Genomic DNA, 23189 nt, shown 5'->3' on the forward strand with positions numbered 1-23189 from the left:
TAACATTCTGAATTTTTTAGGAATTGACAGATAATTGCTTTTTGGCAATTATCTGTTTTTTTATACCTTCTATCTGCTGTGTGTATGTTTTGTAAAATTTATAGATATTATTTTTAATAGGATGAAATTTTGTTGCTTTGGGGGCGGGATGAACAAGAATAAGGGCTTTACGTTAATTGAGCTGATGGTGACGATTGCGGTGTTAGCGATTATTGCAGGAATTGCTGCTCCTTCTATGAATGATTTTAGAAAAAACCAACAGATAAAAGAGCAAGAAAAGAAGCTTAAATTGGCTTTAACTGAGGCACGCACTGAAGCTAGATTACAAAATAAACCCATGACTGTTTCATTTTCTACTCATATTGATTCCGCTAAATATGAAATTAATGAAAATAACGAAATAGTATTCCGTAATAATGGAATGGTAGTGATGCCTGATAAAAAAAATAAATTCTGTTTACAGATTTCAGAAAAAAATGGAACACGCATTAAATATTTGGAGCTTTCTATTTTAGGAGTTATTTCAGCTAGTAATAGTGATTGTAACGAATTAGATGGAGATAGTGATGAATAAGCAAAAGGGTGTGGGCTTAATTGAAATTATTGCTTCTTTAGTCATTCTTGCAATCGCTGCTATGGGATTTGTTGCCTTGCAATATCGAACCTTGGAAATGGCATCCGAATCTTTAAGTCGTGTTGAAGCTGTCAATATAGCTCGGAATTTATCTGAGCGGATGTATGTGAGTCGTACCTCTTATACGAATTGTTTTAAAGGATCATGTTCTGGAGATACATTTGCAGGTAAGGATTGGAATGAAATGCATGAGTTGGCGGCCGCTAGAGGTATGAATATAGGAGTCTATAAATGTCCAGAAACGACAAATGGACGTCAGTGTATTTATGTGGCATGGGGAGAAACTTTAGCACAGCCCGGATCTTGCACTGAAACTGGCAAATTTTCATATAAGTCTGACTCTAAATGTGTAGTTGTGGAGGCGTTCAATGAGTAGGTTTAACCAAGGCTTCACACTTATTGAGCTGATGGTATCGCTTATCCTTGGGCTGATTATCGTAGGGGCAGCATTTCAAATGCTAATCTCGGGGCAGCGCAGTTTAGCGTTTCAAGAATCAATTCAAGGACTGCAAGATAATGCGAACATAGGCATTACTTATGTTGCAGATGATATTAAGCTTACAAACCTTAATTTGCCATTTACAGAAATTAAACCTGATCAGGTGTCGGGGCTAATTGTAAATACGAGCAATTATCTGACTGGAGCTGCGAGTACAAGTGTTTCTGGCGAGGGGGTTAAATCATCTTTCATAGCTGATAAAAGTGACGTATTGGTTATTCAATATAAACCAGATCAATCTAAAGAGTATGATTGCGAAGGAAATACGATTAATGCTGATGACATAGTTGTTCAACGTTACTTTATACGTAAAGACGATAATGGCAGCGCAAACGACTTTGTATTGGCTTGTGATGCCGGGAAATACAAAGATGGTATAGCACTTTCAGGTTTAGATGGGAAGGGGCAAATTATTATGAAAGGGGTTGATCTTTTTAAAGTGCGTGTAGGTGTAAAAGATAATGCAAATAATCTTTCGTATAAAACGTTAACTGAGTTTAAAGCACTTCCAAATACATCAAAAGCAGTTTCTTTACAGATTGGAATATTATCTCGTTCCTTAGATAGTATTAGTGGTAATTCAGAAGAAAAGTTAAAGCACAATATATTAGGTAAACCTTACACAATCACTAAGCCAAGTACAGTAAAAACAAAATATGTTTGGATTCCAGTTGAACGTACGATTGCGCTTCGTAATGGACTGGGGGAAGAGTTATGAACAAAGTCAATCAGCAAGGTTCAACAATTATTGTGGTTATGGTGGTTGTTATTTTACTAACGATCATTGGTGCTATGGCTATGCGTGGCGGTATGTTTGGGTTAAGAATTGCGACCAATAGCCAAGCGAATAATATTATGGACCAAAATAATGATGCCTCTTTTTATTATATTGAGAATTTAGATTTTATTAAAAGTCAGTTGGTTGGAACGGGGTTGTTCGGCTTTCCAAAGATGGAAAGTAATCGGAATAAAGAATTAGTTATTTGTTATCGAGGAAAGTCACCAAAGTTCTATCAAATAGGAAATGCGAGTTTAATTTACTCTGATATTTCGATGAATGATGATGATATACCTGAAGATAAAGTACATATTCAACATATAGGTGGTTCAACCAAGATGGGTTTTTGTCAAACCAGCGACTCTAAAGCTGACTATGTAAGTGGACGTGGTGCCGCAATGACTCAAATTGCTGTACGTGTTGCTGGATATCCTGAGGATGAACCATTTGCGCATTATCAAATTGGGACTGATATTGAAAATGCAAAGTTAGAGGATACATTACGTGTAGTGATTACCTCCACGACTGTTATGCCTACACTTAGTTCTGCCAAAGATGAAACTATTAACATGTGTATGCAAAACTTAAGTTATATCGATGATTCTAGTTCTGACTTGCAAACAGTTTCAGAGTGCTTAAGTGGTGCAAGTGTGCCTTATAAAACTCAAGTCGCAGAATACAATTTAGGACAGTTTATTAAGAAATATGTTGCTCCAGCAAGCTCATAGGAGAGCCGTTATGAAAAATAGCACACAGATGAAAAAAAAATGGATGCAATTTAAAGTATCGGCTTTATCTGCATCAGTGACAGCTTTAATTGTGAGTGGTATTCCTACTCAAATCTCAGCGTCCGATATTGATATTTATCAGGCGGGTGGTACTGGAAATATCGATGTACATTTCATGCTTGATATTTCAGGGAGTATGGGGGTCTATTCATTATTCGATGACTACCAATACTATGATTCTAACAAAAAAGTAAAAAAACTAGGCCAAAGTTGCGAAACGAAAGCAGTTAGTTATGGAGGTTATGAAAAGGTAAGTACTTTCACTGCAAATAAAGGGATAAAGGTGATCACCTTTACTGATTGGGCGTGGAGCTCGGAAAAGAATTATAAAAAATATGAAAATAACTACTACGAGGTAGCTTATGGTAGTGGTGATTATAAAATATCACAAATATATAATGCAGATAAGTGGTCGAATAAGAATGATTTATATATTTGGAAGGATGAATTACTAAGAAAAAATGAAACAACTTGCAGAGATGAATATGCCTGTATTGGTACAAGGCAAGAGTACAATAGTGTCTACTCTATTAAAGATGGTGAATATCTATCAGAAAATTTAACTGTTCAATTTGGTGGAAATGGATATATTTATGCCCCTCAAGGAGAAGCCTATTGTCGAGTAGAATTAGGTGTAATGGGAACATCAAATGTAGAAGAAGAATATAAAAATAAAATTAAAAGATCTTGTGAACCAGAAAGCTCCGGTTCAGATACATATAGGTGTTTAACAAGACTAGCAAAAATGAAAAAAGGTTTACTTGAGTTAGTGGCTAGTGATACGACTCAATCCCATATGAATTATAGTTTAGGTTATTATCCATTAACAGATAATACACAAAATGGTGCTGTCATTAATTTTGGAACCTCAAAAAACCAAAAAAAATTCTTAGCTATGGATAAAGAGGGTAAGCAAAAGTTTTTAACCGAAATTACCAAATTAAAAGCATTTGGTGGGACTCCAATTTCGCAAGCTTATGAAGTTTCCAGGGGGTTGTTTGATAAAACTGCTGTAAATGCCAAACAAAGCTGTTTAGGTCAAGGGATATATTTCTTGACCGATGGGGAGCCTAGTAGTGCTGGTAATAATTATTGGTCAAATATCCATACTAATGCCGCTTCTAAAAGGACGGTGAATGGTGTATTAACAGCAACAGTAGGATTTGGTGGCGGATATGACTTAAAAGAAAGTGGAGGAAAAGGGGGATTCTTCAAATGTGACTCATTAATTAAAAATGATCATAAGTCATTATGTAATTGGGGAGAAAAAGCACAGAACAATGGAAAAGGTGGATTTTATAATGCTCAATCAACACAGGATCTTGTAAAAAGTATTGAACAATTTGTTGATGATGTTTCTGTGGAAATCGAAGGTTCTACTATGGGAACGAATACTATCCCTGTCGATGCTTTAGATTCTACACGACTCCAAAATTATTCATATTTCCCTATGTTTAAGCCAATTGCTGGTGGTAAAGAGCAATTATGGGCAGGTAACCTTAAAAAATTTGCAGTTAAAACGAGTACGGGTACAGTTGTAGATCAATCAGATAAGCCTGTATTTAAAGATGGAAAAGTACAAGAAAAGTTAAGCGATTATTGGTATGAAAGTGCTGGTAGCTCTGATGATGATGTATATATGGCTTGGGGTGGTTTATTAAGTAAACTTAAAGTTCATCATAAGCCATTAATCACATCTGGAAATTTGGGTTCTAATCGGAATGTTTATTTAGATGTTGGGGTTAATAATGGCAGTGCTTTAAAGCATGCAGTGACTGATATTCTGAATGGGACTACATCTTTAAACAATAAACAATATTTATATGGGTTATTAGGCTACTCAAAACTCACTCAAAGTGACTTCGATGCATTGGCAAGTAAATCATACAATGAGCAACTCAGCTATCTGCAAACTAAAACTAATACTAAAGATTTCCAAATGGGTTCAGTGATTCACTCAACGCCAATTATGTTGACGCAAAAAGGCGTGTTTGAGGAAAAAGATGGTGAATATGGGGTTACTACAAGAGAAGACTATATTTTAGCAGGTACCACGCAAGGCTTAGTTCAAGTTGTAAACGCAGATAATGGTAAAGAAGTTTTTAGTTTTTTACCGAGTGAGTTTTTAACACGCACAAATAATCCACAAGAAAAAGGATTTGCTGAATCACTTGCATTGGATCGTTTTACAACGGCTAATACTGATAAATTTTTCTACGGAATTGATGGACCGTGGGTTGCACATACTGAATACGAGTATATCTTTGAAGACGACAAAGAAATTATGACAGCCAAAAAGCAATATGCTTATGGTGGTCTTCGTATGGGTGGTAGAAGTTATTACGCACTGGATTTAACTGATTTGGGCAAGACCTCTGGTAAGCCAAAGCTATTATTTGCTATTAAACCAGATAATCATACTTCTGGAGCTTTGTCTTATATGGGTGAAAGTTGGTCAAAACCAGTCATCACTTATATTCCTTGGAAAGGTCATAAGAAGTTAGCCATGATTGTTGGTGGCGGATATGATCGTAAGTATGAGAGTCAAAATGTAAGTGGTGATGTCAAAGGGAATGGTATATATATATTCGCTGCTGAAGATTTGGATACCAATACTAAAGCGGGTAGTTTACTGTGGTGGGGGAGTAGTAATGCAACGAATAGTACGTCTTCAACCAAAATTGACGCCATGACACATAGTATCCCTTCACGAGTAAAAGCGGTTGATCGTAATGGTGATGGTGTTACAGATCACTTATATGTAGGTGATTTGGGGGGGCAACTTTTCCGAGTTGATTTTAATAGTAAGTTAGGTACAACTGCAGCGAATACAGTATTGGTTCATCAAGCAACTAAAATTGCTGATTTAAATACTAGTGGCAAAACGGCAAGACGTTTTTATGAGGCTCCAACCTTTACCATCCATAAAGATGATACGACAGGTAAGCGCTTTGCAATGGTGACATTGGCATCAGGTGATCGTAGTAGTCCATTAGACACAAGCACGTCTTATCCTCAAGATTATGTGGTTGCAATTGAAGATGATACTGTGACGTCTAGTCCAGTAGGTACTCCTACATTAATTACTCTAGATTCGATGCACGATATAAGTGGTACTGGTAGCTTTAATAAAGGCACTCATAAAGGCTGGTTTTTTCCAATGCCTAAAGTAGGTAAAGACGCGAAGCATCAAGTAAGAGCAATGGAAGAAGGTATAGCATTAGACAATGATTTGTACTATTCACTTTTTAATCCTGATGAAAGTACTGCTAAAGATGGGGATGCAACAGAATGTACTGGCGGGATTGTAGGTAGTAGTTCAGCTTACAAATTCTGTTTGCCTTTTGGTGCTTGCGGAGCAAATCAAAATGCAAGTAATCCAGAGGTGGTTGCAGAGTTAGGTGCGGGGATTATTGGTCTGACGTTAGGTGCTGGCCGTACGAAAGATACGCATAGAACTCTAATTTTTAATAAAGAAATATTGCCAAATCCAGCTGCAGAATATGCAGTAACAGATAAATTGGTACCAAAGCGCTGGTTTGAATATTTACCATTTAATTCTGGCGGTAAATAGTTATGCAAATCCATAATGGTTTTACACTGATTGAGTTAATGATCGTGGTAGTGGTCTTAGCAATCTTGGCAGCCATTGCGTTGCCAAACTATCAGACACAGGTACGTAAAGGTAATGAAAAGCTTGCACTACAGCAAATTGCTGATTTAAGTTTAGCGCTTGAAAAAGAGAAGTCGCGTAACTTTAGTTATGAGGGATTAGATGGTAAAGAGTTGTTAGCAACAGTGGGATCTAAACTTATATATACAACTACTGTTTCTGCTGAATTGCGAAAATGGTCTGTTAAATCATGTGTTAATCAGACCTTAGATGATGCAAGTTTATACAAGAATTTTGCGTCAAATAGTCAGGGTGCAATATGTGAATGGTCTGATACATCATGTACCGTTCCATCACAATGTCAGTAAGGTGTAAAAATGAAGTCATACATCAATAACGGTTTTACACTTATTGAATTAATGATTGTTGTGGTCATATTAGGGATTTTGGCAGCAATCGCTTATCCAAGTTATACAGGTTACCAAGAGCGAGGTAAGAGATTAGAAGCGCAGACAGTGTTGCTGGATATAGCACAACAATTGCCTGCATATAAAGTCGCTCATGGTAATTATGATAATGCTTCATCAGCTCCTTTTGTTACAGCTAAGATTCCAAGTACGGGAACTGAAAATTATAGTGTAGTGCTAACAGTGTCAGCGGATAAGCATTCTTGGACTTTAGAAGCCACCCCTGCAAACTCTATGGTAAATACAGGCGCTCTTACATTAGATAGTTCAGGTCAGCAATGCTGGGAGAAAACATCAGGGGCATGTGAGCCTTGGGGCGGAAAATAAATTCAAAATTGTAGCCAACCAACTTTTGATCTTTCATTCAGGGCAAAGTTCAAGTAAAATACTGCCCTCTATGAAAGGGGTTTGAAATGTATCGGTGGTCGGTGCAGGGATAATCCGTAAAAACTATAAGGTTCTATCATGGTTGTTATTCGTCTTACTCGCGGTGGTGCTAAAAAACGTCCATTCTATCAAATCGTTGTAACTGATAGCCGTAATGCACGTGACGGTCGTTTCATCGAACGTATCGGTTTCTTCAACCCGACAGCTCAAGGTAAAGCAGAAAAACTTCGTTTAGATGCTGACCGTTTTGCTCACTGGGTTTCTCAAGGTGCTCAACCTTCAGATCGCGTTGCTTCTTTAGCTGCTCAAGCTAAAAAAGCTGCAACTGCTGTTTAATATGGTAGTAGATTGCCCATGACACCAACACAGAATGTTCCCGAAGATCGTATTCAGATTGGACAGCTACGTTCAGCATATGGATTAAATGGGTGGCTCTGGGTCTATTCCAATACAGAACCCATGAGCAACATATTTGACTATCTGCCTTGGTACATTGAGACCAAAGCAGGTTGGCAAATTGTTGATGTAAAACGTTGGAAACCACATGGTAAAGGCCTGGTTGTTTCGCTTAAAGGTGTGAGTGATCGCACTGGGGCAGACCAACTGGTTGGCACCAATGTCTGGATTGCTAAATCGCAACTGCCTCAAGCGGGTGTAGATGAATATTATTGGTCTGATTTAAAGGGTCTAACAGTGTTAGGTCTGAATGATGAGGATCAAGAAGTGAATCTCGGTCAAATTTTTGAACTGTTTGAAACAGGTGCCAATGATGTGATGGTGGTTCGCGCAACTGCCGACAGTATCGATGGCGAAGAGCGCATGATTCCATGGCATAAAGATGTGGTACAACGCGTTGATCTTGAAGCTGGTCGTATTTACGTCAATTGGGGCGTAGACTACTAACACTTTTTGGAAATAAGGGAGTCTGCGATGTTTTTTGCAGTCATTACGCTTTTTCCTGAAATGTTTGAAGCGATTACAGCCTACGGTATTAGCGGGCGCGCAGCAAAACGTGATTTGATGCAAATTCATTGCATCAATCCTCGCGATTTTGCGACGGGCAACTACAAACGGGTGGATGAACGTCCATTCGGTGGTGGTCCGGGTATGGTGATGATGGCGGAGCCTTTGGCACAAGCAATCCACCGTGCCAAAGAGCTTGCAACGCAAGCGGGCGCAGTTCATGTTCCTGTGGTGTATATGTCACCGCAAGGAAAAACCTTAAACGAAACTGCAGTACAAGACTTCGTTCAATATGACGGATTGATTGTACTGTGTGGGCGTTATGAGGGGGTCGATGAACGTTTGATCCAGCAATATGTTGATCAGGAATGGTCAATTGGTGATTATGTTTTGTCGGGTGGTGAACTGCCAGCGATGGTTTTATTGGACAGTATTATCCGGAGGCTTCCGGGGGCGATGTCTGATGAGCAATCCCATGTGCAAGACTCCTTTGTGGATGGTCTGTTAGACTGCCCACAATATACCAAGCCTGACCAGTTTGAAGGTTTGGATGTGCCTGAGGTACTTAAATCAGGTCATCATGCAAACATTGAAAAATGGCGGTTTTTGCAGCGTTATCAACGGACACTTGAACGTCGACCTGAACTGGTCGAACAAGTAGAATTGACCAAGCAGCAAAAAAAATGGCTGAAAGATTTGTAAGACATTGCTGAGAAATTGGTGCTGTCTTCGAAAACGGTACTTAAATTGAGTTTAAGTATTCTTTAATAGGCTCTTTAAAGTTGAGATGGTCAACTTTAAAGGGAAAGATAATCGGGTCTATGCGCTTTAGCCTCTAGCCCCCGCGATGATCAGACCTCTTCTGACTCGCATTATTGGAGATACCCCATGAGCGGTAAGCATCCTTTAGTTCAAGTAATTGAAAATGCACAATTGAAACAAGACATCCCTGCTTTCGCACCAGGTGATACAGTGATTGTTTCTGTAAAAGTTAAAGAGGGCGACCGTGAGCGTCTTCAGGCTTTTGAAGGTGTGGTAATTGCGAAGAAAAACCGTGGCTTGAACTCTGCGTTCACAGTACGTAAAATTTCTAGCGGTGTTGGTGTTGAGCGTGTATTCCAAACTCACTCTCCAATCGTAGCTAAAGTTGAAGTGAAACGTCGTGGTGATGTTCGTCGCGCTAAACTTTACTACCTACGCGAATTGTCTGGTAAAGCTGCACGTATCCGTGAAAAATTACCAGCTCGTAAAGTTAAAGCTTCTTAAGTTTAGGCTCAAGTTAAGTTTTATCTCGAGTTAAAAAATGCGCCTTTGGGCGCATTTTTTATATTCTAATATTGATATAAGAACTATAAGCCTTGCAGCTTCAACCGGTTGGCATGTTGGCGATACACATCGACCGGGTCAGGGGCAAAGATGCTTTTCAGGCCCAAGACCATATTGACTTCATCTAAGTGATTCCAGTTGTAGTTATCACGAATGGTTTTACCAAATTTGGCACTACAGCGAGAGACCAGACCATCATTGTCCTTGCCACCATCAATCAGCAGGCTGGTGACTTTCAAAGTAGAGTCAGGATCGAGAATATTGGTGACTGTGCCGGTGCCGGTAAATGAATAGTTATAAATATTATTCTGTTTATAGGCACCTTCGCCACAGGTCGTGCTTGACATTCCCAGCGGATATTTCTGATTAAATTGTGCCGATCCTGCCAGTGTCAGACTGCGACCACCTGCAAGAGAATCATGCGGGAAGCTGTTTGGATCCAGTCCTTGGGCCCAGGTGATGGCTTTAGACACCAGATTAATCCCACCGACCAAAGGGCCTTGTAGTGGCGTATCTTCTGCCTGAAGAATCAGATCTGCAACTGGTGAGCCTTTATGCGGCGCACCGACCGCAGTCAGAGAGGCGACCAGTTGAGGCGCTACACCAGCGACATAACGAATCGTGGGACCACCATGAGAATGACCAATCAGATTGACTTTAGATGCGCCTGTAATCGCCCGAATTTCCTTCACTTGTTCTAAGAGTTGTTCACCACGAATTTCTGATGAGTTAAACGGTGATACTCGGGTCGCCCAGACATTGCCACCATTGCGGGCCAGATCCGGTAAAATCTGATACCAGTAATCCAGACCAAACTGATCTGTACCGACCCGGATAAAGCCTGCCATCCCGTGTGCAAACACGATGGGATATTGGGTCTTGGCATAGTGTGAGCTGGCTTTCGCTGTGACCTGACTGGCTTGAGTGGATGCCTGAGCCGTGACACATGTGCCAGCCAGTAGCAGACTGGTGATGAATAAGCCGTATTTCATATATTTTCCTCATTTTTGTTGTTTTGACAGGATGATTCTTATCCTGCTTTGTCAAATGACCCACCCGAAACGGGCGAGTTAGGTTTTAAGTTGCTGTATTTAAAAATTATGATTGATGGATAGCAGTGAATGATTTATAAGCCTTGCAGTTTGAGCCGATTGGCATGTTGGCGATAGAGTGCAATCGGGTCTTGGGCAAAAGGCCCTAAAATGCCGAAGAACTGGTTCACTTCATCGAAATGATTGTGGGCATAGTCCTGACGAATGATCTGACCATAACGTCCACTACATAAAGGTAGAGCGCCATCATTGGCTTCACCTTTCAAGAAAGTCCCGCCTAAACTGACAATAGTCGATTCAATGATATCCAGAGGATTGGTGGTTTGCCGGTTGCCCATCCAGGAGTAATGATGAATGCCGTTGGCTGTGATCTTCATGCCTTGGGTCTGACAGTCTTTAGGAATCGCAGCAGAACCGTATTTTATATTGAAGGCTCGAATGTCTTCAGGATGCATGGCACTTAAGGCCGCTGTGATATTTACCGGATATTGATTTGCTGTTACCAGATTCATGCTGTAGCCCAGAATTGTTCCAATGGCATGAATCAGCGGTTCTAGTAAAGGTGTCTGGCTGGCATTGACAAAAACAGGTGTGCCTTTCATCGCACCTGCAATTGCGGTCAGTGAAGCCACTTTGGCAGGTGCAACAGCTTCAATATATTGAATGGTTGGTCCACCTTGACTATGTCCAATCAGATTGACTTTAGCTTTACCCGTCAGTGCAAGAACTTCGTCAATTTGTAGTAACAGCTGTTCACCACGTAGTTCATTGGATGCAACCGCAGATAATTCCGCGGAAAATACACGCGCACCATGACGGGCTAAATCTTGCGGGATCTGATACCAATAATCTAAACCGATGTTATCGGTTCCAATGCGGTTAAAGCCCAGACCGAAGCCATGGACAAAGATGAGCGGATAATGGGTTTTGGCGTAGCTGGATATAGCGAATTTGGGTGTATATTCAATCAATGGACTCTGCTTGGCATAAGCCAAGGAACAACTGAATCCAATAAATAGACTGAATAACAGGCTTATTATTTTCATTATTCTATCTCTGCTTCATCCGGGGAAATGATGACCGCTTATATAGCAAAGCCTTTATCAATCCCGATAAAGGCGAGCAGCTTACAAACCTTGCAGCTTTAAGCGGTTGGCATGCTGACGGTATAACGTCACCGGATCTGGGGCGAATAGACCTTTCAAGCCAAACATCATGTTGGCAAGATCGGTATGGTTGAGTTTGTAATTGTCATTAATCACTTTGCCCATATAAGCACTACAACGTGCGACCATACCATCATTGTTTTTATTGCCATAAGACAGTGGGCCCAGTTGCATTAAAATCGTATCGATATCTAAGGCATTGGTGGCTTGTGCCACACCTGTCCATGAATAGTAATAAATACCTTTAGAATCTTTAGGTTTGAGGTTTTTATTACAGTTCTCAGTTGCTGCTAAAACGCCGTCTTTGACTGCTTCTTTTGCAACAGTTGCATTAAAGTTTTTTGATTCTGTTTGGGTTAATGATTTCATTGATGCATCAAAATCGATTTCTAATTCAGGTTTAAGCTGAGCGAGTGCAATTAAAGGTCCCACAATATAGTCACCTAAAATATTAAACGCGGTGCGGCTTAAACTATTGCTTTGAATATCGTCAGCAACTTTAGAACCATGATAGGTACCAGCAACGCCTGTAATCGATACCAGATATTCTGGTTTAGTGGCAGCGACATAGAGCACGGTTGGCCCGCCATGAGAGTGACCAATCAGGTTGACTTTGTGTTTACCGGTGATTGCTATCACATCTTCAACCTGGCTGATCAGCTGTTCACCGCGATGTGCTGTCTTATTTGCCGGAGACAACTGTGCAGCAAAGACGGTAGAACCATTGCGTGCCATATCCGGTAGAATCTGATACCAGTAATCCAGCCCGATGCTGTCGGTGCCAATGCGTGACCAGCCTAGCCAGCCATGTACCATCAGAATAGGATATTTGGTTTTGGCATAATCAGATCTGGCCTTTTCAGTGACCTGTGTAGCACTTGCCGCGGCATGGGCCTGTGCAGAAAAGCTTAATCCCAGAGTTGTTGCTAAAGTCACAGTCAGTAACTGTGCTGTCTTGCTGAAAGTACGCATAAGCATCCCTTTTTAATTTTATCGTTATTAAAGCAATCATTGCTTTTCTAGAGTGTTGTAAGCCACAAAATCAGACTTTGGACCATACAGTTTTGGCCTTCTATGGTTGAGCAATTTTTCTTTTGAGTAGCGGTATTTTTTCACTTCAACGCGCTAAAACCATGTCATTTTAGGACACGACAGAGAGAAGAGATTTACATTGTAAGAATATGTTTTATTTACGGCTGTATTTAAATTTTAAGTTGTTGAAATACAAAACACTCATTGAGGTTATTTTGTGTAAACAAGAAATATTTAGAAACAAAGTTAGGGTGGGAGATATGAAGGCATAAAGCTTTCGATATGAGGATCATAAAAAAAGCCATCAACAGGTGATGGCTTTTAGGCTTAATTCGCAAAGGGCAACTTGCCGCCTTGATCATGAATCTGTTCAAAGGTTTCGACCCGCAGCTGGTCATTCGGCTGTTGAAAACGTTGCTGGCGCAGCTTCTCGACGGCTTGCTGTTTGGCGCTGTCACTCATGCCACTTTGCATGATGCTATCCCGTTCATTGAGATACGTCGTGACACTGGATTTCCAGCTAGCACGTTCGCCATCCAGTTGCTCCAGACGTTGCGTGGCTTCAGGGCCGACCAGGTTTAATCGCATTTGACGAATCTCTGCATTTGAGCCACCACGCGCTTTAATGTCTGCGCTGAGTTTGCGTAAATCTTCGAGTTTATTCAGTTGTTCCAGATTTTCCTGCCAGTCTTGTGGTAATTGTTCAAACAGATTTTTGAGCTTCTGGGCTTTTTCAGACTCGCTTAAGCTGTTGTCTGCCAGCACGGCCATACGGTCAAGCGTATATTCATGATAGGTGTCTTCGGTACCAAATAAACCTTCAATTTCATAATTAGAAAAATATTGTTTACGCAAATTCTGGGTGCTGCTATAGATGCTGCGGTAATAGGCCGGATCTTCCTGATCGAGGCCTGTCGGTGCAGTCAGTTGGCCTAAACCTTGACGATACTGAATATAGCGATCCCATAAATCCAGAATTTGTGAGAGAGCGGGTTCTTTATGATTCTGGCGAATGTAAGTTTTAAAATCCTGTTGAATCTGTGCCAGATTTTTTTCACCAAACTGGGTAATAAAATATTCAAAACAGTTTCGAGTCTGTTCATTGACAGTCAGACGGTTACTCGCATCCAGCTGCATCTGGCAATTGATTTCGGTATCTTGCTGGCTGGCACTGGAAAACGCTGCATTGGCCGGGCTGGTTATACTTAATGCAGCAGGTTCGCCGCGGCGTTCACTAAGAGGTGATTGGCCAATAGTCTCTGTCTGTGATTCATTCTGAGGAGATAGCCAGAGCATCAGGGTGATAAAGCACAGCACCACCAGAGCCAGAATGATCCATATTTTGTATTTCTGCATATCCTATGCACCTGTTTTTTCGGTTTCATTATTTTTAGAGTTTTGATTCAGCTGAATATGCCATAAAAATCATCAGATACCATAGAAAAGTTGTAAATCATCGCACAGGGTTTTACCATGGCGCCAATTTATAAAATGTCTGATTTTTTGCCATGAAAGCATCATCTCCTAAAATTCAGCGTCGTCATCTTAGTGGTGTCTTCCTTTTGAATAAACCCTTGGGCATTAGTTCTAATGCTGCATTGCAAAAAGTTCGCTGGTTGTATCGTGCACAAAAAGCAGGCCATACCGGGGCACTGGATCCTCTGGCCTCGGGTTTATTACCGATATGTTTAGGTGAGGCGACCAAGTTTTCGCATTATTTATTAGATTCAGTCAAGCGTTATCAAACGACGGTCTTTCTTGGACATAGCACCACCACCGGCGATGTCGAAGGCGAAGTCTTATTAGAAAAAGCGGTTCCTGAACTTTCGGAAGCGTTGATTCAAGAAACCTTGACACAGTTTATCGGTGATATCCAGCAAGTGCCACCGATGTATTCGGCGCTGAAAAAAGAAGGCCGTCCTTTATACGAACTGGCACGTAAGGGCATCGAGATTGAACGTGAAGCGCGCCCGATTAGCATTCTGGCCATTGAGCTTTTATCCTTTACTGAAAATAGCATCACGCTGGATATTACCTGTTCTAAAGGGACTTATATCCGGGTACTCGGTGAAGATATTGCCAAAGCCTTGGGTACTTACGGCCATCTGACCTATTTACACCGCATTAAAACCGGTCATTTTGATTTGATCCCGAGTTATACCATTGAATATCTGGAAAGCTTGAATGAAGACGAGCGTGATAGGTTGTTGTTGCCGGCTTATGCACCGGTGCAACATTTCCCGCAAGTCCAAGTGCCAGAAGGGCGTGCAGAATATTTTAGCCGTGGTATGGAAAGTAATATCGAGCACGATGCAGCTGAACAGGTACTGGTTTTTGATGGTGAAAAATGTTTAGGCTTGGCAGAAATTAGTGATAAAAAACGCCTGGTGCCAAAACGCGTCTTAAACCTCTAAGCAAGGTCTGAAATATGGATATTGAGATCATCATCAGCCTGATTGTCTTTGCATTTTTTGCAGGGGCAATTGATGCTGCTGTAGGCGGTGGTGGTCTGATCCAGATTCCGGCAATTATGGGCAGTCTGCCGCATTTACAGCCGGCTACCGTATTTGGTACCAACAAACTGGCCTCGATTTTCGGTACTGGCTCTGCGGCATTTTCCTATTTGCGTCAGGTAAAACTGCCGTGGTTGCTCTTGGGCGTGATTGCAGCTTGCAGTTTCATCAGCTCGTTTATTGGCGCGGCCAGTGTCACCTTGATTCCGGTCGAAATCCTCAAACCTTTTGTATTGATCATGCTGATTGTCATCGCGATTTATACCGTGATGAAAAAGCAGTTTGGTCAGGTGCATGTTCAGCAAAAGCTCACCAAGAAAATGTTGGCATTGGCAGTTTTGGGCAGTCTGGCCATCGGATTTTATGACGGAATTTTCGGGCCGGGCACGGGCAGTTTCTTTATTTTCTTTTTCATTCGTTATTTAAGTGTCGATTTTTTACATGCTTCAGCTTTATCTAAAATTGCCAATTTCACCACCAATCTGGCAGCGTTAACTTTCTTTATTCCCAGCGGCAATGTGCTATTTATGGTCGGGGCGATGATGGCGGTGGCCAATATCTGTGGTTCCTTGGTCGGGGTGCGTTTGGCATTTAAATATGGTAGTGGTTTTATCCGGATTTTATTCCTGGTTCTGGTCAGTCTGCTGATTTGCCGGATGGCATACCAGATGTTTTTTTAGATCTAAACCCGATGTAAATCATTCTCGATATTAAAATTTCTTAACAAATCACTGTATAAACTGCGTCTGAACCTGTTCTGAAAATCTTCTAGAATCAATGATATGAAAAATAAAACAATCGGAGAAATATCGGAATGACGACTATTTTTGAAGCATTAAGAGAGAGTCATGAGATTCAGCGTGATCTTGCAGAAAAACTATTACAGACTTCCGGGGATACACCAGAACGCCGCGAGCTGTTCAAGCAACTGAAAAATGAATTGTTTGCCCATGAAGCTGCGGAAGACCGTTATTTTTATATTCCCTTGATGATGACCGATTCGGGCCTGAATATTACCCGCCATGCCTTAGCCGAACATCATGAAATGGACGAAATGATCGAGGAATTAACTGCAATTGAATTGAGTAATCCGGGCTGGATTGCCATGGCCAAAAAACTTTCCGAAAAGGTGCATCATCACTTAAAAGAAGAGGAACATGGTTTCTTCCAGCAGGCCGGTAAAATTCTGGATGAAAAGCAGAAGACCGCTTTAGCAGTGCAGTACCAGAATGAATACCAGCGTTATAAAGACATGAAAAAAGATATGCTGGTACAAAGCTAAGCTTTAAATTCAAGTCGAATAAATAAAAAAGATGGCAGTAGTGCCATCTTTTTTATGTCTTCTATATTTTTCTTTCAAAGCAAGTAAAAACACAGAATGGATAGAATATTTAATCAGTTGTTCAAATTTCAATAAGGCTTTTAGGCATTCCGCTCTGCCGATCCTTGACGGGCGGCACGTACCGTCACGCCGACTGATGCCAGCATGATACAGATCAGTGCCACGGTCTGAAGAAGCGTAATTTTTTCGCCTAATAGTACAAAACCGGCCAGTGCAGCCAAAGCCGGAGACAGGCTGGATAGAGTGCCATAGCTGGTTTTATTCAAATGCTGAAGTGCCTTTAAATCCAGAGCATAAGGAATGGCTGTTGCCAGTACAGCAATGCTAATTGCCTTGCCCCAATGTTGTGTATCAATCAATGCGGGCGCATTGTTGTAGAGACCGATCGGCAGCAGACACAATGCTGAAATACTGATGGCAATGGTCAGTGCATGCATGCCGATATTCTGCTGAACTACACGTTGGCCAAAGAAAATATATAATGCCCAGCAGAAACCTGCCCCCAAGGCACAAGCTGCGCCCAACAGGTCAAAATTGCTGCTATTGGCCTGTCCCCATGGCACCATCAGCGCGATGCCCAAAATGGCCATCAATACCCAGATATAATCACTACGGTGTTTAATCGACAGTAGAGCCAGTCCCAAAGGGCCAATAAACTCCAGACCTACTGCAATGCCTTGCGGTAAACGACCAAGTGACAGATAGAATAAAATATTCATGACCCCTAAAGCCGCGCTATAGCAGAGTAAATCCCGCCATTTTAAAAAAGGCAAACGTGAAATTATTTTCCAAGAGCGGAACATGACGCAGACAATGATTGCAGCAAAACAGAGTCTTAAAATGGTGACAGTAATCGGATCCAGTACACTAAACAGCTGTTTGGCAAAAGATGCACTGATCTGGTACGAAGTCATGGACAAGACCATGAAGAATACGGCAAGAAGTTGGGCGTTTGGCATGGAAGCAGCTTCTACCCAGAGCGGGTGAAAATGAGAAATAGAAAGAAATCAAATTATAGCAAACTGGTTGATTTTTGCTGAGTAGGCCAGAGCAATATTTTGTGAATGCAACTTAAGTTTGGAGATAATCAATTTAGATTTTAGCTCAATCAAATATGTGAAGTTTTAAATTCAAAATTAAACTTACCTCAGGTGTGGTTACAAATTAATCAATTTTTAATTTGATCTTATTTTTATATTTATTAAAATATCTTAGATCCCAATTCGGGGCAGCATTAAAATAACAATGAAAATAATAAGGTAGATAATAATGAAATTACGAATACTTTCTTGCGCCATTTTGGGCTGTATGCTTGCAGCATGTGGTAGCTCTGATAATTCGGATAATAATACACCAGTCCCTAGCCAACCGGCTCCGAGCAATCCTGGTAATCCGAACAATCCTGGAACCCCGGGTGATGGAGCATCAGACACAGTGTCGGAATTCTACAACTATCAGTTCAACTTGCCGAATGCTGATGCAGCAGACATGGAGTCGAAAAAACTTCTATTGGCCAGTCATAAAAATAAAATTACTGACGGCATATTATATGCGGATGATAACAGTGTCGTGGATACTGAATATAATATTGAGGAGAACATGGTGTTCCCGACTTATGTCACCGCTAAAGGGGTGTTCCCTGCAGATCGGACCCGTACAGCATTCGGCTATAAGCTGGAAAAAGTACTGGAAAATACGACCACTCAATTTAAGAGTCGTCCTGTGACCCTACCGGAGAACAACATCAGTAATCATCGGCATATAGAGTGGTACGACCTGTCAGGAAAAGCATTAACTGAACGTACCAATATTGCTGTGGTGAAAATGTATGAGGATGCTGCAACCAGAGTGTTATTTAATAGTGATAATACGACAGCCGCTGACCGTAAATATTATAATGAGTTTGCAGCCAATTTTATTGATTTGCAGAAGGCGCGCACATTCCCGAATGGATCTAAATGTTTCCGTCTTCAGGCTGAACATCCGGAAGAAGAATATATTGAATTTGATCCGGAAACAAAAACTGACTATCGCACGCTGGCTGATTGGCAGGCACAAACGTCTGTCCAGGAGCTGGCAAAAACTATTCGAGATGGCACCATGGCTGGCTTGAAATATAAAAAGGCAGAATATAAAGATGCTGCTATGCAATATTACAAATATTTTGGTGCGATCGAATATCAAGGAGGAATTTATAACAGTGCATTCTCGGAACATGGAGAACATATTGATCACAACGATTATGTTGCCCAATCACGAAAAGTGGCTTTAGACAAATTAAAGGAAAATGATGCCAGTCCTTTAATGATCAAATGGACAGAATACACTTATGATCAGCTTGCTTTTGCATGTGATGGCTATAATGTGACAGCAGCCACTGTATTAAATACGGCGATTAAAGACGCAACACCACGTTAAAATGATTCTAATAAAGGTATTTTAAATAAAGGCGCTTAAGCGCCTTTATTTTTATTCAATGTTTTCGTCTTTGAATGGTCACCGTACAGCCAATTGAAGCACTAATAATCGTGGCCAGTGCCAGCCATTGTGTCCACAATAAAGTTTCATCCAGGAAGATAAAACCAGAGAGTGCTGCGATTGCAGGTTCCAGACTCATCAAAGTACCAAAACTCAAGGCGGTTAAATTTCGCAGGGCAATCATTTCCAGGGTAAAAGGCAGGGCGCTGGCCAGCACAGCCAGAGCCATGAAATATAACAGGCTGATGGGTTCAAAGGTATGCGCAGGAATGCCAGCAAAAAGCGCAATTGGCATCAGTACCAGCATCCCGACCAACATGCCCAAGCACACGGTATGGTTGCCGGAAACCCCGGAAGGCTTTTGCCCAGCGACGATGTATAGCGCCCAACAGGCACCCGCACTTAGGGCAAATAGAATCCCGACCGGATCAAGTGATTGTGCAGCCTGATCAAAGGGAAACAGCAGAATCAGGCCTAAAATCGCCAATCCAACCCAGACAAAATCAAATTTTTGCCGCGCATAAAACAGCGCCACACTTAAAGGGCCAATGAATTCAAAAGCAACCGCAATGCCCAGCGGCAAGCGATCAATCGACAGATAAAACAGCAGGTTCATACCTGCCAGGGCCAGACCATAACTGAGAATGGCCGGCCACTTGATCTGTCTGAAATGAATTTGCCAAATTTTAAAAATCAATGCCAAAATCACAGCACCCAAAAGCAGACGCATGGCTGAAACGGTCAGAATGGGAAACTGACCGAACAGATATTTGGCAAAGGAGCCACTGCTTTGCATACTGATCATCGCGATCAGGAGAATCAGTGGCGCTTGTACAATAGGTGCAATTTTAAAATTCAGCATAACTTAATAGGTTTCGATTTCTCGAAGAGCGGAAGAACAGTAAAGGCTGAAAAATAAAAACCTTAAAAAACAAAAAACCACAGCCAGAAAGCTGTGGTTCTTGCATATCGTTAAATTAGAACAGTACGCGTACGCGGATTGTTCCTTCAACTTCATGTAGGGTATCGAGTGCTTCTTTAGATGCAGTCGCGTCTACGTCCATCACCAGGTAACCGACATCACCTTTGGTCATTAAAGACTGGCCAGAGATGTTAATACCGTGTTCAGCAAACAGGTTGTTGATCTTAGAAAGAACGCCCGGCATGTTTTTATGAATGTGCAGTAAACGGTGTTTACCTTCAGTCAATGGCAGTGCAATTTCCGGGAAGTTCACTGCAGATAAAGTCATACCTTTATCTGAATAAGCAACGAATTTCTCAGCAACTTCCAGACCGATGTTGGCTTGTGCCTCCATGGTCGAACCACCCACGTGCGGAGTCAGGATCACGTTTGGAAGGTTACGCAGTGGAGAAACGAATTCTTCACCATTGGCTTTCGGCTCTTTCGGGAATACGTCTACTGCAGCACCAGCAATGTGACCAGACTTGATCGCATCTGCCAGATCTTCAATCACAACACATGTACCACGTGCTGCGTTCAGGAAGATTGCACCTTCTTTCATTTGCGCAAATTGTTCTTTGCCAAAGAAATTACGGGTAGATGGCAGATCCGGAACATGTAGAGTAACCACATCTGCATTGGCCAGTAATTCGCCCATAGAACCGACTTGACGTGCATTCCCTAAAGGTAGTTTTGTCACTGCATCATAATAGGTCACTTTCATGCCCAGGCTTTCAGCCAGTACAGAAAGTTGTGAACCGATTGAACCGTAACCAACGATACCTAAAGTTTTACCACGTGTTTCGAATGAACCGACAGCCGATTTGTTCCAGCCACCTGCATGTGTATCTGTTGATTTTTCAGGTACACGGCGCAGAAGCAGAATCGTTTCTGCCAAGACCAGTTCAGCTACTGAACGGGTATTTGAATACGGTGCATTAAATACCGGAATACCGCGACGCATTGCAGCATCGAGGTTGACCTGGTTGGTACCGATACAGAAACAACCCACAGCAATCAGTTTGTTCGCAGCTTCAAATACTTCTTCAGTCAATTGAGTACGGGAACGAATACCGACGAAGTGTGCATCTTTAATCGCTTCTTTCAGTGCTTCGCCTTCGAGCGCTGTTTTACGATAATCGATGTTGGTATATCCAGCTGCATTCAATGTGTCGATTGCGTTCTGATGAACGCCTTCTAACAGTAGAAAACGGATTTTATCTTTAGGTAGAGATAGATGTTGGCTCATTACGGCTCCGCTACAAAGGCCAAATTTAGTCGTGGTATAATAGCACAGGAAAAGGGCGGTTATACATTTCCTTGATGACGGCAATATCAGCTATTTTTGCAAGTGATAGTAGTGAAAATGATAAATCTGGTTGATTTAAATATTCATTTTCAAAGGTATATTATCAAAATTGTCATTTTTTAAAGGAATCCCCTAAAAATAGCTTATAATATTGCGCCATGCTGTTTAAGCTGCCATTTTTGGTGCTTTAATCATCATGTTTCGCCTGATTTGTATACAGGCTTTTATGCCTAAAAAATATGCAAATAAACCAGCGAAGTCTCTCTTGTTTAAATCATGCTAGGTCTGCAAACGATGAATGCTCCAGTCGCTTTAACCCCTGAGTTATTGACCCAATTGACGGCAATTTTGGGTGAAAACCGTATTAAAACCGATACGGACAGCCTCCAGAATTGGGGTCGTGATCATACGAAACACTTTGATCCAAACCCATCGGTCATCGTTTTTCCTTCGACGACTGAACAGGTTCAAGACATCGTAAAATTGGCAAACCAGTTTAACGTTGCAGTCACCCCATCAGGTGGTCGTACGGGTCTGTCTGCAGGTGCAGTTGCAGCCAATGGCGAGATCGTGGTGAGCATGGACAAGATGAACCAGATTCTGGAATTCTTCCCGGCAGACCGGATGGTTCGCGTGCAGGCAGGCGTGGTGACTGAACAGTTACAAAACTATGCTTCCGATCAGGGCATGTATTATCCAGTCGACTTTGCTTCTGCGGGCTCAAGCCAGATTGGCGGGAACATCGGCACCAATGCCGGTGGTATTAAAGTCATTAAATACGGCATGACCCGTAACTGGGTACTTGGCCTGACCGTGGTGACAGGTAAAGGTGATGTACTACGCCTGAACAAGGGCATGATCAAGAATGCAACCGGTTATGCGCTGCAACACTTGTTCATTGGTGGTGAAGGTACACTGGGGCTAGTCACTGAAGCTGAAATCAAGTTGGAACGTCAACCGCAAGACCTGCAAGTGATGGTGCTGGGTGTCACTGATTTTGATGCAGTCATGCCCGTACTTCATGCATTCCAGGCGAAAATTGATTTAACCGCATTTGAGTTCTTTGGTGAACTGGCAATGCAAAAAGTATTGGCCAATGGTCATGTACAACGTCCATTTGAAACTGAATGTCCATTCTATGTTTTGCTTGAGTTTGAAGCGCCGTTTGAGCCGATTATGGACAAGGCGATGGAAATTTTTGAGCATTGTATGGAACAAGGTTGGGTACTGGACGGCGTTCTGAGCCAAAGTCTGGACCAAGTCGAAAGCTTATGGCGTTTACGCGAAGACATCTCTGAGTCAATCGCACCGTTTATTCCATACAAAAATGATATTTCAGTATTGATCACGCACGTTCCTGCATTTATTAAAGAAATTGATGCAATTGTTGCAGAGAACTATCCAGACTTTGAAATTTGCTGGTTCGGTCATATCGGTGACGGTAACTTGCATTTGAACATCTTGAAACCAGCGGATTTAAGCAAGGATGAATTCTTCGCTAAATGTCAGGTAGTAAACAAGTATGTCTTTGACACCGTGAAAAAATATGATGGTTCAATTTCAGCCGAACATGGCGTAGGGATGACCAAGAAGCCATACCTTGAATATTCACGTTCTGCGGAAGAAATCGAATATATGAAAGCCCTGAAACAAGTGTTCGATCCAAATGGTATTATGAACCCGGGTAAATTATTTGATCTTTAATCTGATCGGATTTTAAAAGTTTACAAAAGCGCATCGCAAGTTGCGCTTTTTTTATCAAATGAAGCGTAAAACTCTGTCCTTCAGAGCAGAGATATAAGCGACACGACATAAAATGTCGTTTTAAGAATTGCCCAACATAGGGTATAGAGAAAAAATTGTTAATATAACCACATGAAA

Annotated in this window: 23 protein-coding genes; 16 read left to right on the forward strand and 7 right to left on the reverse strand. The window is 41.5% G+C overall.

Going from position 1 to position 23189, the window contains the following annotated elements:
* The first annotated feature begins 148 nt into the window (after window positions 1-148).
* The 11 genes from FTV29_RS08245 (at window position 149) to rplS (ending at window position 9395) form a co-directional block, all read left to right on the forward strand.
* On the forward strand, window positions 149-574 hold the full coding sequence (locus FTV29_RS08245; RefSeq protein WP_218946054.1) for a Tfp pilus assembly protein FimT/FimU: 426 nt from the start codon (window positions 149-151) through the stop codon (window positions 572-574).
* Window positions 567-1010: a prepilin-type N-terminal cleavage/methylation domain-containing protein gene (locus FTV29_RS08250; protein WP_218946055.1), complete on the forward strand. Its 444-nt coding sequence runs from the start codon at window positions 567-569 to the stop codon at window positions 1008-1010. The genes FTV29_RS08245 and FTV29_RS08250 overlap by 8 nt, the downstream gene beginning before the upstream one ends.
* Window positions 1003-1851: a PilW family protein gene (locus tag FTV29_RS08255; RefSeq protein ID WP_180075335.1), complete on the forward strand. Its 849-nt coding sequence runs from the start codon at window positions 1003-1005 to the stop codon at window positions 1849-1851. The genes FTV29_RS08250 and FTV29_RS08255 overlap by 8 nt, the downstream gene beginning before the upstream one ends.
* Window positions 1848-2639, forward strand: coding sequence for a hypothetical protein (locus FTV29_RS08260; protein WP_180075336.1), 792 nt, complete (start codon window positions 1848-1850; stop codon window positions 2637-2639). The genes FTV29_RS08255 and FTV29_RS08260 overlap by 4 nt, the downstream gene beginning before the upstream one ends.
* Before the next feature lie 10 nt (window positions 2640-2649).
* The gene (locus FTV29_RS08265) at window positions 2650-6273 is read left to right on the forward strand and encodes a PilC/PilY family type IV pilus protein (protein ID WP_257224495.1); all 3624 of its coding nucleotides are present in this window, start codon (window positions 2650-2652) and stop codon (window positions 6271-6273) included.
* 2 nt (window positions 6274-6275) lie between these two features.
* Entirely contained in the window at window positions 6276-6680 is a 405-nt protein-coding gene (locus FTV29_RS15240; protein ID WP_180075337.1) for a type IV pilin protein, read from the forward strand.
* Between the two features lie 9 nt (window positions 6681-6689).
* Window positions 6690-7106, forward strand: a complete 417-nt coding sequence (locus FTV29_RS08275; protein WP_180075338.1) for a type IV pilin protein — start codon at window positions 6690-6692, stop codon at window positions 7104-7106.
* Between the two features lie 138 nt (window positions 7107-7244).
* Complete coding sequence (rpsP, locus tag FTV29_RS08280; RefSeq protein ID WP_005094274.1) at window positions 7245-7502, forward strand: 30S ribosomal protein S16; 258 nt, start codon at window positions 7245-7247, stop codon at window positions 7500-7502.
* 18 nt (window positions 7503-7520) lie between these two features.
* Complete coding sequence (gene rimM / locus FTV29_RS08285; RefSeq protein WP_100329381.1) at window positions 7521-8069, forward strand: ribosome maturation factor RimM; 549 nt, start codon at window positions 7521-7523, stop codon at window positions 8067-8069.
* 27 nt (window positions 8070-8096) lie between these two features.
* Window positions 8097-8831 carry a tRNA (guanosine(37)-N1)-methyltransferase TrmD gene (gene trmD, locus FTV29_RS08290; RefSeq protein ID WP_180075339.1) on the forward strand — a complete coding sequence of 245 codons (735 nt, stop codon included), beginning with the start codon at window positions 8097-8099 and terminating at the stop codon, window positions 8829-8831.
* 186 nt (window positions 8832-9017) lie between these two features.
* Window positions 9018-9395 carry a 50S ribosomal protein L19 gene (gene rplS, locus FTV29_RS08295; RefSeq protein ID WP_005094271.1) on the forward strand — a complete coding sequence of 126 codons (378 nt, stop codon included), beginning with the start codon at window positions 9018-9020 and terminating at the stop codon, window positions 9393-9395.
* A gap of 83 nt (window positions 9396-9478) precedes the next feature.
* Here the strand turns inward: rplS and FTV29_RS08300 are convergent, their stop codons facing one another.
* The 4 genes from FTV29_RS08300 to FTV29_RS08315 form a co-directional block, all read right to left on the reverse strand.
* Window positions 9479-10447, reverse strand: a complete 969-nt coding sequence (locus tag FTV29_RS08300) for a triacylglycerol lipase (RefSeq protein ID WP_180075340.1) — start codon at window positions 10445-10447, stop codon at window positions 9479-9481.
* A 134-nt stretch (window positions 10448-10581) separates the two neighbouring features.
* Entirely contained in the window at window positions 10582-11553 is a 972-nt protein-coding gene (locus FTV29_RS08305; RefSeq protein WP_180075341.1) for a triacylglycerol lipase, read from the reverse strand.
* A gap of 81 nt (window positions 11554-11634) precedes the next feature.
* Window positions 11635-12645 (reverse strand): triacylglycerol lipase, encoded by a 1011-nt coding sequence (locus FTV29_RS08310; RefSeq protein ID WP_180075342.1) that lies wholly within the window; start codon window positions 12643-12645, stop codon window positions 11635-11637.
* 387 nt (window positions 12646-13032) lie between these two features.
* Complete coding sequence (locus FTV29_RS08315) at window positions 13033-14061, reverse strand: lipase secretion chaperone (RefSeq protein WP_180075343.1); 1029 nt, start codon at window positions 14059-14061, stop codon at window positions 13033-13035.
* A gap of 152 nt (window positions 14062-14213) precedes the next feature.
* Between FTV29_RS08315 and truB the strand changes: the two genes are divergently transcribed.
* From truB to FTV29_RS08330, 3 genes are all read left to right on the forward strand, one after another.
* Window positions 14214-15119, forward strand: a complete 906-nt coding sequence (truB, locus tag FTV29_RS08320) for a tRNA pseudouridine(55) synthase TruB (protein ID WP_180075344.1) — start codon at window positions 14214-14216, stop codon at window positions 15117-15119.
* 14 nt (window positions 15120-15133) lie between these two features.
* Complete coding sequence (locus FTV29_RS08325) at window positions 15134-15898, forward strand: TSUP family transporter (protein ID WP_180075345.1); 765 nt, start codon at window positions 15134-15136, stop codon at window positions 15896-15898.
* 134 nt (window positions 15899-16032) lie between these two features.
* Entirely contained in the window at window positions 16033-16500 is a 468-nt protein-coding gene (locus FTV29_RS08330) for a hemerythrin domain-containing protein (protein WP_180075346.1), read from the forward strand.
* 140 nt (window positions 16501-16640) lie between these two features.
* Here the strand turns inward: FTV29_RS08330 and FTV29_RS08335 are convergent, their stop codons facing one another.
* Window positions 16641-17519 carry a DMT family transporter gene (locus FTV29_RS08335; RefSeq protein WP_180075347.1) on the reverse strand — a complete coding sequence of 293 codons (879 nt, stop codon included), beginning with the start codon at window positions 17517-17519 and terminating at the stop codon, window positions 16641-16643.
* Window positions 17520-17829: 310 nt separating this feature from the next.
* On the opposite strand from FTV29_RS08335, the gene FTV29_RS08340 reads away from it, so the two are divergent.
* A complete protein-coding gene (locus FTV29_RS08340; RefSeq protein ID WP_180075348.1) occupies window positions 17830-18978 on the forward strand; it encodes a hypothetical protein in 1149 nt (382 codons plus the stop codon).
* Between the two features lie 55 nt (window positions 18979-19033).
* On the opposite strand, the gene FTV29_RS08345 is transcribed toward FTV29_RS08340, so the two are convergent.
* The gene (locus FTV29_RS08345; RefSeq protein WP_180075349.1) at window positions 19034-19900 is read right to left on the reverse strand and encodes an EamA family transporter; all 867 of its coding nucleotides are present in this window, start codon (window positions 19898-19900) and stop codon (window positions 19034-19036) included.
* A gap of 115 nt (window positions 19901-20015) precedes the next feature.
* Window positions 20016-21248, reverse strand: a complete 1233-nt coding sequence (gene serA / locus FTV29_RS08350) for a phosphoglycerate dehydrogenase (protein ID WP_005094251.1) — start codon at window positions 21246-21248, stop codon at window positions 20016-20018.
* Between the two features lie 354 nt (window positions 21249-21602).
* On the opposite strand from serA, the gene FTV29_RS08355 reads away from it, so the two are divergent.
* On the forward strand, window positions 21603-23012 hold the full coding sequence (locus FTV29_RS08355; protein WP_005094248.1) for an FAD-binding oxidoreductase: 1410 nt from the start codon (window positions 21603-21605) through the stop codon (window positions 23010-23012).
* The last annotated feature ends 177 nt before the right edge of the window (window positions 23013-23189 follow it).

The sequence above is a fragment of the Acinetobacter sp. YH12254 genome (genome assembly GCF_013417415.1).
Classification (GTDB): domain Bacteria; phylum Pseudomonadota; class Gammaproteobacteria; order Pseudomonadales; family Moraxellaceae; genus Acinetobacter; species Acinetobacter pseudolwoffii.